Origin of the sequence: Cellulosimicrobium sp. Marseille-Q4280, from assembly GCF_943181405.1 — a bacterium.
Lineage (GTDB): Bacteria > Actinomycetota > Actinomycetes > Actinomycetales > Cellulomonadaceae > Cellulosimicrobium.
The window spans coordinates 83,831-100,645 of the sequence record NZ_CALPBY010000008.1 but is presented as its reverse complement, the minus strand read 5'-3'; the positions used below and the strand labels follow the sequence as shown (position 1 = coordinate 100,645).

At 70.9% G+C, this 16,815-nt stretch carries 7 protein-coding genes; all 7 read right to left on the bottom strand.

What is annotated here, in order from left to right; translation table 11 throughout:
- Positions 1 to 71: 71 nt before the first annotated feature.
- On the bottom strand, positions 72 to 2,960 hold the full coding sequence (locus tag NFS20_RS19325; protein WP_251153435.1) for a beta-xylosidase family glycoside hydrolase: 2,889 nt from the start codon (positions 2,958 to 2,960) through the stop codon (positions 72 to 74).
- A 145-nt stretch (positions 2,961 to 3,105) separates the two neighbouring features.
- Positions 3,106 to 7,305, bottom strand: a complete 4,200-nt coding sequence (locus NFS20_RS19320) for a beta-L-arabinofuranosidase domain-containing protein (RefSeq protein WP_251153434.1) — start codon at positions 7,303 to 7,305, stop codon at positions 3,106 to 3,108.
- 306 nt (positions 7,306 to 7,611) lie between these two features.
- Positions 7,612 to 11,499, bottom strand: a complete 3,888-nt coding sequence (locus tag NFS20_RS19315) for an alpha-L-arabinofuranosidase family protein (protein ID WP_251153433.1) — start codon at positions 11,497 to 11,499, stop codon at positions 7,612 to 7,614.
- Between the two features lie 276 nt (positions 11,500 to 11,775).
- Complete coding sequence (yjfF, locus tag NFS20_RS19310) at positions 11,776 to 12,750, bottom strand: galactofuranose ABC transporter, permease protein YjfF (protein WP_251153432.1); 975 nt, start codon at positions 12,748 to 12,750, stop codon at positions 11,776 to 11,778.
- 83 nt (positions 12,751 to 12,833) lie between these two features.
- Positions 12,834 to 13,892: an ABC transporter permease gene (locus NFS20_RS19305; RefSeq protein WP_251153431.1), complete on the bottom strand. Its 1,059-nt coding sequence runs from the start codon at positions 13,890 to 13,892 to the stop codon at positions 12,834 to 12,836.
- Positions 13,889 to 15,430: a sugar ABC transporter ATP-binding protein gene (locus NFS20_RS19300; RefSeq protein ID WP_251153430.1), complete on the bottom strand. Its 1,542-nt coding sequence runs from the start codon at positions 15,428 to 15,430 to the stop codon at positions 13,889 to 13,891. The genes NFS20_RS19305 and NFS20_RS19300 overlap by 4 nt, the downstream gene beginning before the upstream one ends.
- Before the next feature lie 179 nt (positions 15,431 to 15,609).
- Positions 15,610 to 16,620 carry an ABC transporter substrate-binding protein gene (locus NFS20_RS19295; protein ID WP_251153429.1) on the bottom strand — a complete coding sequence of 337 codons (1,011 nt, stop codon included), beginning with the start codon at positions 16,618 to 16,620 and terminating at the stop codon, positions 15,610 to 15,612.
- Positions 16,621 to 16,815: the final 195 nt, after the last annotated feature.

The window sequence follows — 16,815 nt, the reverse complement described above, 5'->3', positions numbered from 1 at the left end:
CGTCGTACCCCCCTCCTCGAGCGGACGACGCCCGGCCGGCCGGGTCTGCACGACCGGCCGGGCGCCGTCGGTCAGCCGTAGGCGACCGTGCGGGAGGCCGACGCGCCGTCGGTCGGGCGCGTGACGGCGGCGGTCGCCTCCCCGGCGGGCGCGTCCGCGAGGCGGGTCGCGAACGCCTGGTAGGCGTTCGACCCGGGCGCGACGCCGGCGAAGGTGCGGCTGCCGTAGGGCGTCGACACGACGACGTCGACGGGGACGTCCTCGTCGTTCGTCACGCGGACGGCCACGTAGTCCCTGCCGGCCATCGCGCGAACGCTCGCCTCGGCCGTGAACGCCACCGCGGGAGCCTCGGCCTCGGCGAGCGACGCGACCGCCAGCGCGAGGGCCCGCGCCGGTGCGTCGGCCTGGTTCTGGGTCGAGGGCGCAGTCGTCGCGCGCGCCCAGGCGAGCCCCTTCTCGACGGCGGCCCACGACTCGGGCGTGAACGCCGCCGGGTCGAGCGCCTCGGCCTCGGCGACGACGGCGTCGAGCGCGGTCCGGTCCGCGCCTCCGTCGGCGTCGAGCACGTCGCTCAGGAGGAAGTGGTCGACGTCCACGTGGCCGCCCGTCTGCTCCTTGGCGTAGGAGAAGAGCCCGAACCGGTAGCCCATGAAGTGCGACAGGCTCCAGTCCATGACGAGCGGTCCCTGACGTGCGCCGAGCGGCTGCCACGTCTGCCCGTCGAGGCTGTACGAGTACTGCACCCAGAGCTGGCCGTTCGGCGACGCGAAGTCGGCGTCGGCCTTGACGTGGACGTCGGTGCGGTCGCCGAGCGGCACCTGCGACCCCGCGACGAACGACTCCACCGCGTCACGGTCGATGGTCTCGGTGAACGGCTGCAGGCGGGTGACGAGCCCGAGGGTGCGCTCGCCGTCCACCTGCTGGATCCCCGCGTACGCGAAGCTGCGACCGTAGACCGCGAGGCCCGCCACGTCGCCGTCCCGCATGCCCGAGACGTCGAGGCGGGTCTCCGCCGAGGAGGTGGGCCCGAACGTGCGCTGGCCGAGCGTGTTGCGGGCCTCCTCCAGGTACGTGAGGTCGCGCCCGGGCGCCTTCGTGTACTCGGCCTCGCCCGTGACGACGTGGCCGTTGGTCAGGCGCAGCCAGCCCTCCCGCTCGGTGAGGGACCAGTAGCGGTTGTCGGGGGCGTGGTTCCACTGCCAGGCGAGGTCGAGGTCGGACCCGTCGTACGACACCTCCGCGAGCGTGGGGTGCTCGACCTCCGGGGTCAGACCCACGACCGACACGTCGTCGAGCAGGTACTCGACCCTCGACGACGGCGGCTGCGGGTTCGCCCACGGCGTCTCGACCGCGAGCTTGAAGGCGGACACGTCGGTGCCGCTCGGGACCGTGTAGGTGCCGCTGACCGTCGCCCACTCCCCCGGCGTCGCGTTCGCCCACGCGAGGGTCTTGACGCCGCCGCCCCAGTCGCCGACGAGGTTGAACCGCACCTGGTCCGGGCCGTCGGCGTACTTCACGCGCGCCGACACCTCGTACGTCACGCCCGCCTGGATCTTCCCGCCGAGCTGCTGGTTCGGCCCGGAGCCGTTGAGCGTGCGGTCGCTCACCTCCAGGGCCGCGGTGCCCGACGCCGCGTCCGCCGTCATGCGGGAGACGCTCGCCCCGTACTGGGCGCCCCAGGGTGCGGTCGTCGCGTCCTCGAACCCGGGGTTCGTCACGAGCTCGACCCCGAGCAGCGACTCGTCGTAGACCGGCGCCTCCGGGATCTCCCAGACGGTGTCGCTGAAGGCGCGGTGCTCCGCGTCGTTCGCGAAGTCGTCCGAAGCGACGATGCTCTTGAGCCGCTCGCGCCGCTCGGTCGCCTCGTCGAGCACGATCGGCTTGGTGAACACGTCGCCCACCCGGACCACGCCGTCGTCGCCGAACGTCGGCCAGCCGTCCTGCCACGTCGCGGGGATGAGCGCCGGGATCCGTCCGAGCGGGTACGTGTCGCGGAAGAACATGCCCCACCACTCGTACCCGCCCTCGCCGTCGGGCACCTCGACGAGGCCGCCCTGCGCGAACCCGTCCGAGTTCAGCGCGCTGCGCGCCTCGTAGGGGTTGGACCCGTCCTCGGTCTGGTAGCGGCCGAGCAGGTGCGGCGAGCGGAACAGCACCTCCTGACGGTTCTGGCCGCTCGGCCACGTGATGATCGCGACGTAGTACTCACCGTCGACGTAGTGCACCTGCGCACCCTCGAAGAGCCCGCCGATGAACGGCTGCCCGGCGTAGTCGCTCGCGCGGAAGATGTCCGGGTAGTCCGCCACGATCGTGGTGAGGTCGTCGTCCAGCCGGACCGCGCTCGTCGCACCCGAACCGTAGAAGATGTAGGGCGTCCCGCCGTCCGCCTCGTCGAAGAACAGCGACGGGTCGTGGAGCCCACGGCCGAGCGGCGTGCGCTCCCAGGCGCCGTCCTCGACGTCGTCCGTGCGGAAGAGGAACGACCCGCCCAGGTCGTTGGTGTTGAACACCACGTAGAACGTGCCGTCGTGATAGCGCAGCGACGACGCCCACTGACCGTTCCCGTACCCGTTCTGCCCGTTGCGCAGCGACGAGACGTCGCCGACCCCGAGACGGTCGTACACGTAGCCGACGATCTCCCAGCTCACGAGGTCGTACGACTTCATGATCGGGGCGCCCGGGGCGAGGTGCATCGTCGTGCTGATCATGTAGTAGACGTCACGGCCCTCGTCGTTCTCCGCAGCCGGGACGCGCGTCACGCTGATGTCGGGGACGTCGCTGCTCAGCAGCGGGACGCCGTAGGTCCCGTCGCCGTTGTCGGTCGTGGTCAGTCCTGTGATCGTCGTTCCCGGGTCGTCCGCGGCGCTCGCTGCTCCTGACGTGACCGATCCGAGCGCGAGCGCGCCCGCGACCGCCACCGCGCCTGCTCTGCCGCGCCGGTCGTGCGTACGTGCTGTCATCCCGTCCTCCTCCTTGAGGTCGTGCTGCGGGTGGTATCGGTGTCGTCATCGATATCGAGAACGACAGACGTCGCGAGGTAGAACCTCCGGTCGCGAGAGAGAACCCGGCGGGTTCTGTCTCGCGACCTGCGGTTCTACCTCGCGGTCAGCACGTGGCCGCGTCGAACGCGGCGTCGTGCTCCGTGGTGACGGGCTGCGGACCGTCGGAGGTGTCGAGGACCGCGGTGCCCGTGACCGTCGCCGTGCCCCCCGCCACCGACGACGCCCGCACCGCGAACGACTGGTAGGCCGCCTTGCCGGGCGCGACGCCGGCGAACGCCTTCGTCCCGAACGGCGTCACCAGCGTGACGTCCGCCGGCACGTCGCCCGCGTTCGTCGCCCGCACCGCGACGTACGCCTTCCCGGCGAGGCACCGTGCTGTCGCCTCGACGACCAGCTCGACCTCGGGCTCCGGCGTCACCTCGCCGGGCACGATCTCGACCGTGTAGGTCGTCGACGTCGTGTGGTCCTGCGCGACGCCGACGACCTCGAGCGTGCGTCCCGAGCCGTCCTCGGGCAGCGTCACGAGCCGCCCTCGCGTGTCGTCGACCAGCACGCCGTCGACGCGGACGAGCCCGCTCGGCACGTGCGGGTCGGCGTCGAGCACGACGCTCGCCGTGCCCTCCGGAACCGTCAGCGTGTAGGCCGTCGTCGCCGGGTCGAACGCGGGCGCGAGCGTCCCGGTGTCGAACTCGAGCGCCGACAGGCCCGGCGTCGCGTCGTACGACGCCGCCCGGTCGACACCCACACCGAAGACGCCGCCGGCCCACCCGCCGGTCGCCTGGAACCGCACGGTCACGACGGGGATGCGTTCCCCGTCCTCGTCGAGGACCAGCTCTCCCGCGCTGTCGACCTTCCAGCGCGTGGCCTCCCCGAGCTCCAGGTACTTCGCCGGGAGCTGGGTCGTGTCGACGTAGAAGCCCTGCTCGTCCTTGCCCGGAGCGTTCGCGACCGTGGTGATGGTCTTCAGCTTCTCGTCGTTCACGTAGACGTCGAACGTCCGCCCCTGGTCGCCCGAGTAGAGGGTGACGCCCAGATGGTTGGTCGCGGAGGCCGGGTCGATCATGAGGTCGTAGCTGAACCACCCGGTGCCGTTCGCGTGCCGGAACTGCCGACCGCTGAACGCGCCGACCGAGGACCCGCTCTGCTTCAGGTTCTTCGCGTTCTCGAAGTTGTTGTTGTCGAAGCTCGTCAGCTCGTCGACCGTGCGGTCGGCGTCCCGCAGCTCCTCCTTGGCGCGCAGGATGCGCTCCTGCGACGCCGCCGAGTCGGGCTCGTCGAGGTTCAGGTACAGGCCGTACGTCACGTCCCAGTTGGTGTGGTGGGGCGTGAAGACGAGCCCGTCGGCGTCGGCGGTGCTGCGCAGGCGGAGCTGGACCCGTCCGTCGGCCGCGTCCTCGACGCGCACGAGGTTCTCGGTGATGCGCTCCTTCCACTCGTCCGCGCCCATCCCGGCCGCGGTGATCGTCGTCTGGGCGTCCTCGTCGCGCGTCGACGAGCGCACGAGGATGCCGGTGCCCTGCCACGCGGGCTCGGGGACCGCGCCGAGGTCGGCGGACAGCACCACGGGCCCGTAGCGGAACGCGACGAAGTACGGGTTGTCCGGGGTGTCGACGACGGAGACCTCCATCGGCATCGTGTACCGGACCACGTCGCCGGCGGCGACAGGCAGCACGACGTACCCGCGCGACACGTCCGGTTCGACGACGGCGCCGTTCACCTCGAGCGACACGTCGCCCGCGGCCCACGACGGCACGCGCAGGCGCAGCGTCGCGTCCTCGGCGACCGCACCGCCGTCGAGCGCCGCGACGTGGAACGTCACGGTGTCGTCGTTCGGCAGGTTCGCCTCCTGCTCCACGCGCAGGTTCTGCGCCGCGTGGTCGAACGTCGACGAGAAGAACATGTTCACCCACACGGAGCCCTGGCCCGTGAAGTAGATCGAGTCACCGAGCTTGGAGAAGTTCTCCATGCCGGTCCCGGTGCAGCACCAGAACTCCGTGAACGGCAGGTTGAACACCTTGTGGTAGCCCGAGCCCATGGGGTTGAAGTACGTCGTCGTGCCGGTCTCGGGGTTCTGCGACGACAGGATCGTGTTGATGAACGCGTTCTCGTAGTAGTCCGCGTACCGCACGTCCTTGCTGAGCTTGAAGAGCTCGCGCGACAGCTTGAGCATGTTGTACTCGTTGCACGTCTCGGCCGTCTCGGCGTTGCGCGCGTCGCCCTGCTCGTCGGCGTGCTCGTGCAGCGAGCCGGGCTCGTGGAAGTGCTCCGCCTGGCTGTTCGCCCCGGTCACGTAGGTGTGGTCGCGCACGACGATGTCGAAGAAGTTCTCCGCCGCCGCGAGGTACATCGGCAGCTCGTCCTTCTCCGCCTGCGTGAGGAGCGCGTAGTACTCGGGGTTCTGCGTGAAGACGCGGTAGCGCTTGAGCGCCCCGAGGAGCTTGGGGATCTGCGTGTTGGCGTGCTTGCCCGGCAGGACGTCCTGGCCCGCGGCGAGCTGGCGGAACAACGACACCTCGTCGAACGCCTCCGCCGCGTCCTTGATCCGCTCGTCGCCCGTGATCTCGAAGAGCTCGTACAGCGCCTCGTTCATGCCGCCGTACTCGGTGCGCAGCATGACGTCGGTGCTCGGGAGCCTCGACACGCGACCCTGCACGTAGACCCCGAAGTCGGTCGCGACCGCGAGCGCCTCGTCGCCGACGGGCCCGTCGACGTACTCGGCGACGTCGAGCAGCCCGGCGAGCACCTTGTGCAGGTTGTACCAGGGCACGATGACGTTCTCGTCGGACGACCCCGTGCCCTGCACCTCGTCGAGGATCGACTCGCGGAACGCGGACACGTAGCCCGCCGAGCCCGGGTGCGACGCCGCGTAGGCGTCCTGGACGCGCGAGAGCCCTCCCACGGCCTGCTCGATCTCCGTGAAGAGCGCGTCCTTCGTGGCCTGGTCGGGAGTCGACGACCACGACATCGAGAGGGCCGACAGGTAGTGGCCGAACGCGTGCCCGCGGAAGTTCACCGCGTTGCTGCGCTCCCAGCCGCCGTACCCCGCCGCGGTCGTCGGGGTCAGCCCCCCGACCTTGTAGAACTCGTAGAGGAACGTCTCCGCGTCGAGGCTGAGCAGGTACTCGTGCTCCTTCGACGCCGCGTTCTGCAGGAAGTCGTCGGAGAGCAGCACCGAGGGCAACGCCGTGTCCTCGAGCGGCGTCTCGTCGACGACCGCGGGCACGAGCACCTCGAACTCCCGCGTGACCGGCTCGCCGTCGAGGTAGCGGACGCTCGCGGTGAGGGTCACGTGCGCGTCGTCCTCGCCGAGCGCGGGCCGGTTCACCGCGCCGTCGGTCCCGATGACGTCGGGGTCGGAGGACCGCCACGTCACCGTCGAGCCGCGCGACGCGGTGTCGGGCAGCACGAGCGCGACGGTGGCGCGCTCGGGCAGCGTCAGGCCGTCGGCGTCGTCGCGCGCGACGGCGTCGCGGTCGATCACCTGCCCCGACTCCTCGTAGAGCCCGACGACGTCCGCGAGGTTCGCGACGCCGTCGTACAGCCGGTACTGGTCGAGCGCCGCCCGGAGGTAGCCGCCGTTGTACTGCGGGCCGTTGAAGCCGATGGTCTTGGGCAGCGCCGGGTCGGAGCCGAGCACGCCGGTCGCGTCGCCGCCGACCGCGGTGGCCACCGTGGACGGCACCTTCTCGCCGTTGCGGTAGAACGCGACGTCCTTCGTCGTGCGGTCGTACGTGACGACGACGTGCGTCCACTCGTCCGCGGGGAAGAACGACGCGCGGTCGGAGCTCGCGACGCGCACCTTGTACGGCTGGCCGGACGCGGGGCCGATCGACAGCGCGAGCGGAACCGTGTCGGACTCCGACGACAGGTACCAGCCGTCGGAGTTGTAGGCGCGCTTGTTCCACGTGACGAGGTGCTCGCCGGCGAGCCTCCCGCTCGGCTCGATCCAGAAGGAGAGCGTGAGGTCCTCGGGCTGCAGCTCCGTGGACGTGCCGAGGTCGAGGTACGTGTTCCCGGTCAGGCGCAGGGCCTGGGTCCCGGGGACGACGCCGTCCACGTACGCGTAGCCGGTGGGCGCGGACCCGGCGTGGCCGCGCAGCGACACGGGGTGCGCGAGCGGGCCGGAGTCGGTGACGTCGCCCTCGAACGCGAGGTCGAGGACGGGGTCGGACAGCGCGGGCTCGACCGCGACGGCGGTGGGCGCCCAGGTGGTCAGGGCCAGCGCGGTGGCGGCGGCGACGGCGGCGAGCCGCGCCGGCCCACCGGGTCGACGGCGCACGCCGTCGGTCGTTCTCGGATGCATCGTTGCTCCTCGGGTCACGCGCGGGCTGCGGTGCCCGGCGACGTCGTGCGGTCGGGGTGGTGACCCTCGTGGCCTGTCGGACCGGCCACGAGGGAAGCGGGCTGCCAGGTCGAGCCCTAGGCCGCCACCGCCGTGGCGACCTGACGGTCGAGCGGGCGGGGCGGCGTCGGATGCGAAGGGCGTAGAGCCGCGCGCGGAGACCGCCGGCCGAACGCCCGAGGTGACGGCGCGGCAGCCCGAGCACCGAGGCCGCCCCGCCCGCGGAGGCGGGGCGGCCGTCGGTACCCGGGCTCTACCTCACGGTGTTCAGCCGCAGCCGAGCGCGTCGTAGGCGACGTCGACGGTCGAGGTGACCTCCTCGCCGTCGACCACGGCCGTGCCCGTGACGGTCGCGGAACCCGCGGGGACGGAGACCGCGCGCGTCGCGAACGACTGGTACGCGTTCTTGCCCGGCGCGACGTCCGCGAACGCCTTGGTGCCGAACGGCGTGGCGAGCGTGACGTCCACGGCGACGTCCTCCCCGTTCGTGGCCCGCACCGCGACGTAGGTCTTGCCGGCGAGGCAGCGCGCCTGCGCGGTCACGTCGAGGTCGAGCTCCGGCGCGGCCTCGCTCGCGTGGAGCCGGACGAACGTGATCGAGTGCGCGGGGAACTCGTACGAGAAGTCCTCGCCCACGCCGGTGATCGTCCGCTCGACCGGCACCAGGAGCTCGGGGTCGGCCTTGGTGTTGGTGTCCGACGGCGCACCCACCATCTCGGTGACGGTCGCTTCCGAGGCGATGCCGGTCGCGTCCTCCAGCCCGTCCACGTGCACCTGGGTCCGCGCCGCGGTCTCGGTCGGGTTGACGACCTTGACCACCACGTCGCCCGTGTCGTCGTCCCGCGTGACGACCTGGTAGAGCGACTTCCTGGTCGGCTGCTCGTACGACATCTGGAGCTCGCCGTCGAGGTACAGCTCGATCGTCGAGCCCTCGACCACGATCTTCACGTGGTACGGCTGGCCGGACTCGATGCTGTGGTTCTCGACCGCCTTCACCTCGTTGGCGCTCCCGCCGTCGGCCCGCTGGAGGGCCTGGCGCGTGTTGTTCCAGCCGCCGAGGTTCCACCAGTAGTAGTCGTTCGGGCCGCCGGCGGCGAAGCCGACGAGGAAGCCCTCCGACCCGGACGTCTTGCGCGCGTCGAGCTCGAGCGTGTAGCTCGACCAGTCCTTCGCGTACGCGCCCTCGATGATCGAGCGCGCGTCGGTGACGTTCGTCGCCGACTGCACGTACGCGCCGTCCTGCGCGGCCCACGTGCCCGACTGCGGCTCCCACTGGTCGGCCCCGGACTCGAAGTCGTCGGAGAACAGGACGTCGCCGCTCGCGTTGTCCGTCACGCGCACGTTGTCGTACTGCGCGGCGGTGCTCCACGTCGACAGGAAGACCCCGCCGTCCACCGTCGCACCCTCGGCGGGCGGGCCGGTGTGCGTGCTCGGGACCACCTGGTCGCCGACGTTCGCGGAGAACATCTGCTGCACGTAGTAGTTGACCGAGCCCCACGACTCGTCGTTGTCGAACCAGATCGCGTCGGGCGACCACTGCACGTACGACTCGTTGGCGAGCAGCGGCGCGTACGACGCGAGCCGCACGACGTCGGAGTTGCGCTCGAGGCCCGTCATGAACGCCGCCTCGGACAGCGCGTTGGCGAACGTGTTGCCGCGCGACGCGTACTCCCCGAGGAAGACCTGCGGGCCCTCGCGGTCGTAGGAGTCGTAGCGCTCGTCGTTCTCGAGGAACCACGACGGGTCGTTGTAGTAGTGCTCGTCGACCATGTCGACGCCCTGCTCGCGGTTGAACTCCCAGAGCTCGTCGAAGCGCGCGCCGGTGTCGTCGGGGCCGGAGTTGGAGATGATCTCGATGTCCGGGTACTCCGCCGCGATGGCATCCCGGAAGGCCGGGAAGTTCGCCTCGAACGTCTTCGTGTTCTCCTCGTTGCCGAGCCCGATGTACTTGAGGTCGAACGGCTCCGGGTGGCCGAGCTCGGCGCGCACCGCGCCCCACTCGGTCGTGACGTCGCCGTTGGCGAACTCGATCAGGTCGACCGTGTCCTGCACCCAGCGCTGGATCTGCGCGGGGTCGGTCATCTCCGGGATGGTGCTGCCGCAGCCGTTGGCCCCGACGGACACCACGGGCAGCGGGGTCGCGCCGAGGTCCTCGGCGAAGAGGAAGTACTCGAGGTACCCGATGCCGTACGACTGGTTGTAGCCCCAGAAGTTCCAGTTGGTCGCGCGCTCCTCGACCGGACCGATGGTCTCCTTCCACTGGTACGTGCGACGGCGGTCCGTGAAGCCGGACTCCTCGTACGTGCGGAACGTGCCGACGTTCGTCACGCACCCGCCCGGGAAGCGCAGGAACTGCGGGTCGAGCGCCTCGATCTTCTCGGCGAGGTCCCTGCGGAGCACGGACTGACCGTTCACCGGGCCGACCCACGTGTCCTGCGGGAAGAGCGACACCTGGTCGACGGCGAGCGTCCCGGCCGCGCCGGAGAGCAGCGCGAGCCGGCCGGCGTTCGTCGTGCCGGTCGCGGCGAGCGTGACGTCGTACTTCTTCCACGTGTTCGAGCCGTCGACAGCGACCTGACCGGTCGCGTAGGCGGTCGTCCCGGCCTCGTCCTCGACGCGGACCGTGACGGTCTGTGCCGTGGCCGACCGTGCCCAGACGGAGAAGTCGTACGACTCCCCCTCCTCGACGAACAGGCCCGTGTTGTAGCCCGCGTTGCGCACGCCGGCACCCGCCGCCGTCGTGGTCAGGTTGAGGTAGTTCCGGTTCGTGGCGTTGAGCCGGCCGGCGTCGTTCACGACCTGGGTCGTGGCCGTGGCGCCGCCGCGGTTCGCGGCGGCCCAGGCGGTGAGGCCCGTGAACGACCCGTTGTCCTGGTTGTTGAACTCGAACGACCGGTTGCGCACGAGCTCCGCGTAGAGCCCGCCGTCCGCGGCGTAGTTGATGTCCTCGTAGAAGATGCCGTAGAGCTCGTCGCTCATCTCGGTCCGCTCGCCCGCGAGGTCGACCGTGAGCTCGTGCTCGGCGCTCGACGTCGGCGTGAGCGTCAGCGGCGTCGCCGCGTCGCGCGGGCCGAGGACGAGCGCGCCGTCCTCCGCACGCACGCCGGCGTGCTGCTCGGGGTCGGCGGCGCTGCGCAGCCAGACCTTCCCGCCGCCCGCGTCGGTGATCCGCAGCGCCGTGCCGTCCGTGCCCGCGCCTCCGAGGGCGAGGCGGGGCTCCGGGTCTCCGGTGACGACGACGGGACGGTCACCGACCGCGAGCGTCACCGGCGACGTGCCGGGTGCGCCGTCGACGGCGGTCGCCTCGAGCGCGACGGTCGTCGCGGGACGCTCGTCGTCGAGCGCGAGCCCGTCGTCGGTCGCGACGAGGTACCGGGCGTCGCCCGGTCCGGCGAGCGTGAACGCGCCGTCGGGCACCTGGTCCTCGCCCTCCGCCGCCGTCAGCGCCACGTAGTCGAAGACCGCGGTGTGCGACGTGCCGTCCTGCGCGGCGAGCGCGTAGAGCCCGACCTGCGTGGTCGGGAAGTCGACGTCGACGGACCCGGTCGGCTGCCAGGCCGTCCCGTCCCAGTACGACGTGGTGATCGTGTCGCCCGCCCGCTGCATGCGCAGCGTCTCGCCCGTGGAGCCGGGCCGGTCGGTGAACGAGTCGGCGGCGAACACGCCGCCCGACTCGACGTCGTTCTCGATGGCGCGGCCCGACGGCGACAGGTCGCCGACGAAGGTCAGCCCCGAGCGGACGTAGTTGTCCATGTCCTGCCACGCGATGAGGCCCGCGCCCTGGTAGACGCGGTCGACCGGAGCCTCGACGTGGGTGACGACCGTGAAATCGCCGTCGGGCACGTCGAGCACGACGACGTTCTTGGCGGTGTTGTTCGTCTGCCACGTGTCGCCCGGCTGCGAACGGAGGGTCAGCGCGCCGTCGGCGACGGTGAGCGCCTCGGGCACCGGGTTGACGACGGTCCAGTCCGCGCCGAGCGCGGTGCCGTCGAACGTGTCGACCCACGCACCGTCGGGCAGGTCGGGCTCCGCGGCGGACGCCGGCAGCGACGACGCGAGCGCGACGGTGCCGACCAGTCCGCCCGCGAGCGCGACGGCGACCGTCCGGCGCCACCTCCGCGTCCGGGTGCTCAGGGGGTCCTCGGGGTGATCCATGGCCTTCCTCTCCTCGTTGAGAGACGTGGTCCGTGCCATCCGTGTGAGCGTTAACAGGCTCGCGGCCCACCGTAGTGTGAGCGTTCACATCTGACAAGGGTCCTCGTCGGGGTCGACGCGTCGGGCACGGGCGTGCCCACGCGACCCGGGGTGCCGGCCCCGTCCAGCTCTGCGGTGCCTCCGGACGACCGGAGGGTCAGACGGGCGCGGCGCCGGGCCGCCGCGCCACGCACCGGCACAGGCCGGCACGCGGCGGGACGGACCCGGCGCCCGCGCTCACCGCCGTCTGACGACGAGCACGCGCTGCAGGATCACGAAGACCAGGAGCAGCACGCCGATGACGATCTTCGTCCACCAGGAGGACAGCGTGCCCTCGAAGGTGATGATCGTCTGGATCAGACCGAGCACGAGCACGCCGAGGACGGAGCCGAGCACGAAGCCGGTACCGCCCGTGAGGAGCGTGCCGCCGATGACCACGGCGGCGATCGCGTCGAGCTCCATGCCCACACCGGTCAGCGAGTAGCCCGACCGGGAGAACATCGCGAACAGCAGGCCGCCGATGCCGGCGCACGTGCCGCTCACCACGTACACGAGCACCTTCGTGCGCGCGACGGGAAGACCCATGAGCATCGCCGACTGCTCGCCGCCGCCGATCGCGTAGACCGTGCGGCCGAACTGCGTGTAGTGCAGGACGTAGAAGGCGATCGCCACGACGAGCAGCGCGATGACGACGGCCGTCGTGATCCGCCAGCCGTCGCCGAACTCGCGGCTCCAGCTCGCGAGCGCGACGAACGACTCGTCCGTGATGGGGATGGACTGGAGGCTGATGACGTAGCACAGGCCGCGCGCGAGGAACATCGCGGCCAGCGTGGCGATGAATGGTTGGATCTCGAACACGTGCACCATGAGCCCGACCACGAGGCCGAGGACGGTGCCGATCAGCACCGAGATCGCGATGACGACCGCGACGGGCCAGCCGCTCTGCAGGAGCGACGCCGTCGTGATGCCCGAGAGCGCGACGACCGCGCCGACGGACAGGTCGATGCCACCCGTGAGGATCACGAAGGTCATGCCGACGGCGAGCACGATGAGGAACGAGTTGTTGATGAACAGGTTCGAGATCACGCGCGCCGAGAGGAAGTTCTCGTAGCGGCTGCCGCCCACGACGAGCATGAGGACGAGGACGACGAGCGTTCCGAGGACCGGCAGGTAGCGCCGGTCCAGGCGGAACCGACCGAGTCGCGCTGCCATGGTCGGGCGGCCTCCGGTGGTGGCTGGTCCGGTACCCCGAGGGCCGGACGACGAGGTCGGAGCAGGAGTCTGGACGGCGGCCATCAGGCACCCACCTCCGCGGCCACGGCCGCGTTCGGCGCGGCACGCCGACGGCGTGCCGCGAGCTTGTCGCGGACCACCGGGGACTGCGCGAGGCACACGGCGATGACCACGACGGCCTTGAACAGCGGCGTCACGGACGGGGAGATGCCGAGCAGCGTCACGGTGAAGGTCAGCGTCTGGATGATGAGGACGCCGACGAGCGTCCCCGACAGCGAGAACTTGCCGCCCGCCAGCGACGTGCCCCCGATGACGACGGCGAGGATCGCGTCGAGCTCGATGAACAGGCCGGCGTTGTTCGCGTCGGCGGCCATCGTGCCGGACGAGATCATGAGCCCGGCGAGCCCCGCGAAGAGCGAGCACACCGCGTAGACCGTCCAGATGATGCTGCGCGAGCGCACGCCCGCGAGGCGGCTCGCGGCCGGGTTGATGCCGACGGACTCGATGAGCATCCCGAGCGCGGTCCGTCGGGTGAGGACCGCTACGGCCGCGAAGACCGCTCCGGCGACGAGCACGGCAACCGGCAGGCCGAGCCAGAAGCCCGAGCCGAGCGTCTTGAACGGCGCGCTCGTCACGGTGGTGATCTGCCCGCCCGTGATGAGCATCGCGATGCCACGGCCCGCCATCATGAGGACGAGCGTCGCGATGATGGGCTGGATGCCGACGACCGCGACGAGGAACCCGTTCCAGAGCCCGAGGACGAACGACAGCGCCAGGGCGAGCCCCATGGCGACGAGCACGGTCGTGACGCTGCCCGGGTCGGGCGACGAGGCGATGAAGGTCAGCGCGACCGCTCCCGAGATCGCGACGACCGCGCCGACCGACAGGTCGATGCCGCGCGTGGCGATGACGAGCGTCATCCCGAGGGCGACGAGCAGGAGCGGCGCTCCGTTCTTCAGCAGCAGGACGAGGGAGCCCTCCAGGTGACCGTCGCGGACGCTGACCGACAGGAAGCTCGGCCGGTTGATCGCGTTGGCCACGAGCAGCACGGCCAGGGCGACCAGCGGCCAGAACAGGCGGTGCTGGGTGACGCGGCGCACGGTGGGCGTCGTGGCGGTCATGAGTCGGATCCTCCGCTCGCGATGAGCTCGACGACGTCCTCGACCGTGACGTCGTCGTCGTTGGTGATCTCCGCGACCTTCCTGCGGTCGCGCAGGACGGCGATGCGGTGGCTGAGCCGCAGCACCTCCTCGAGCTCGGCCGAGATGAACACGACCGACATGCCCTCGCTCGCGAGCTGCGCCACGAGCTTCTGGATCTCCGCCTTCGCGCCGACGTCGATGCCGCGCGTGGGCTCGTCGAGGATGAGCAGCCTCGGCGCCGTCGCGAGCCACCGCGCCAGCAGGACCTTCTGCTGGTTGCCGCCGGACAGGTTCTTGATCAGCGCGTCCGGGTTGGCGGGCCGGATGGACAGCGCGTCCATGTACTTCGTCACGAGCTCGTCGGCCTGGCGCGTGGGGACCCGTCGCAGCCAGCCGCGCTCGGCCTGGATGCCGAGGATGATGTTCTCGCGGATCGTCAGGTCGCCGACGATGCCCTCGGCCTTGCGGTGCTCCGACGAGAACGCGATCTTCCGCTGCATCGCGGCGCGCGGCGTCCGAAGGCGCACCGGCGAGCCCTCGACGACCGTCTGCCCGGTGTCCGCGTGGTCGGCCCCGGCGAGGAGCCGCGCGAGCTCGGTGCGCCCCGAGCCCAGCAGGCCCGCGAGCCCGACGACCTCGCCCGGGTAGACGTCGAGGTCGAACGGCTGGACGGACCCCTTGCGGCCGAGACCCACGGCCTGGACGAAGGGCGTGACGTCGGCGTTGTCGGCGACCGAGCGCTTGGGGGTCTCCTCGAGCGCGGACAGCACCTCGAGGGACGTGCCGATCATCTTCGACACGAGCTCGAGCCGCGGGAGCTCTGCGGTGCGGTACTCGCCGACGAGCTTTCCGTTGCGCAGCACCGTCATGCGGTCGGAGATCTCGTAGACCTGCTCGAGGAAGTGCGAGACGAAGAGGATCGCCACGCCCTCGTCCCGCAGGCGCCGGACGACGGCGAAGAGCTGGGCGACCTCGTCCGCGTCGAGGCTCGACGTCGGCTCGTCGAGGATGAGCACCTTCACGTCCACGACGAGGGCACGGCAGATGGCGACGAGCTGCTGCACGGCGAGCGAGTGCGCGGAGAGCGACGACGCGGGGTCGATGCCGAGGTTGAGCCGCGCCAGCATGTCACCCGCGCGGCGCCGCGTCGCGCGCCAGTCGATGGCCCCGAACCGGCGAGCCTCGTGGCCGAGCATGATGTTCTCGGCGACGGAGAGGTTCTCGCAGAGGTTGACCTCCTGGTACACCGGCGAGACGCCCGCCGACTGGGCCTCGCCCGGCCCGGAGAACGTGTGCTCGACACCGTCGACGACGATGCGTCCGGAGTCGATCGAGTAGACACCGGTGAGCGCCTTGATGAGCGTGGACTTGCCGGCGCCGTTCTCGCCCATGAGGGCGTGCACCTCGCCGGGGCGCAGGGTGAGGTCCACGCCGTCGAGCGCCTTGACGCCGGGGAACTCGATGGAGATCCCGGTCATCTCGACGACGGGCGGACCGTCCGGGCTGGGGGTTGTCATCGCTGACCTTCCGTGCGGTCGACGGCGGCCGGTCGACGTCGACCGGCCGGGCCTGGTTGGGCGGCCGCGCGCCGGGGCCTCGGTGGGCTCCCGGCGCGCAGCCGGTCCTCGGGGTGGGGGAACGCTACCGCGCTCTCCCCGGGGCGGGAACCCCGCAGGGCTCGCGCGCTCCGCCGGGATCAGTACTCGCGGGTCGGCAGGGCCTCGATCGCCTGCTCCTGCGTGAAGGACTGGTCCTCGACCACGATGCGCTTCTCGACCTCCTCGCCGGCGACGACCTTCTTGATGATGTCGGCGAGGTCCGGGCCGAGCAGCGGGTTGCACTCGACGATGAAGTTGATCTTGCCGTCGGCGAGGGCCTGCATGCCGTCCTTGACCGCGTCGATCGTCACGATCTTGATGTCCTCGCCCGGCACGAGGCCGGCGGCCTCGATGGCCTCGATGGCGCCGAGACCCATGTCGTCGTTGTGCGCGTAGACGAGGTCGATGTCGTCGTGCGCCTGGAGGAAGCCCTCCATGACCGTCTTGCCCTCGGCACGCGTGAAGTTGCCGGTCTGGGAGTCGATGATCGTCACGTTGGGGTTGTCGGCCGTGGCGTCCTCGAAGCCGGTCTTGCGGTCGATCGCCGGTGCGGCACCCGTCGTGCCCTGGAGCTCGACGACGTTGATCGGCTCGGTGGCGAGGTTCTCGGAGACCCACTCGCCGGCCATCTCGCCCTCGAGGACGAAGTCCGACCCGATGAACGACTCGTAGAGCGTCTCGTCCTCGGAGTCCACGGCGCGGTCGGTGAGGACCACGGGGATGCCGGCCTGCTTGGCCTCCTCGAGCACCGAGTCCCAGCCGGACTCGACGACCGGGGAGAACGCGATGACGTCGACGCCCTGCGCGATGTAGGACCGGATCGCCTGGATCTGGTTCTCCTGCTTCTGCTGCGCGTCGGAGAACTTCAGGTCGAACCCGTTCTCCGCGGTGAGGGTGTCCTGGATGGACTTGGTGTTCGCCGCGCGCCAGCCGGACTCGGCGCCGACCTGCGAGAAGCCGACGGAGATCGTGTCGCCGCTGCCGCCCCCGCTGTCCGCGGTGCCGTCGTCGCCCGTGTCGCTGCCGCTGCTGCACGCCGCGAGGGCGAGGACCGCCGCGCCGGCGAGGACTCCGGTCAGGCGCGTGCGCGCCTTCGTCGTGCTGAACATGCTCTCCTCCTTGAGATGCGGCCCCCGGCGCCGTGCCGAGGTCCCGTTCTGTCGTGCCAGCCCTTCATCGGGCTGTTGACTCTTGTTCGTACGTGTTCAGATGTGTCCATGTCTAGCGGTGTCACCAGCCCACCGCAAGCCCCTGAGGCCGCCTGTCGGATCACCGTTCGGTAACCCTTTCGGGCCACCCGACGA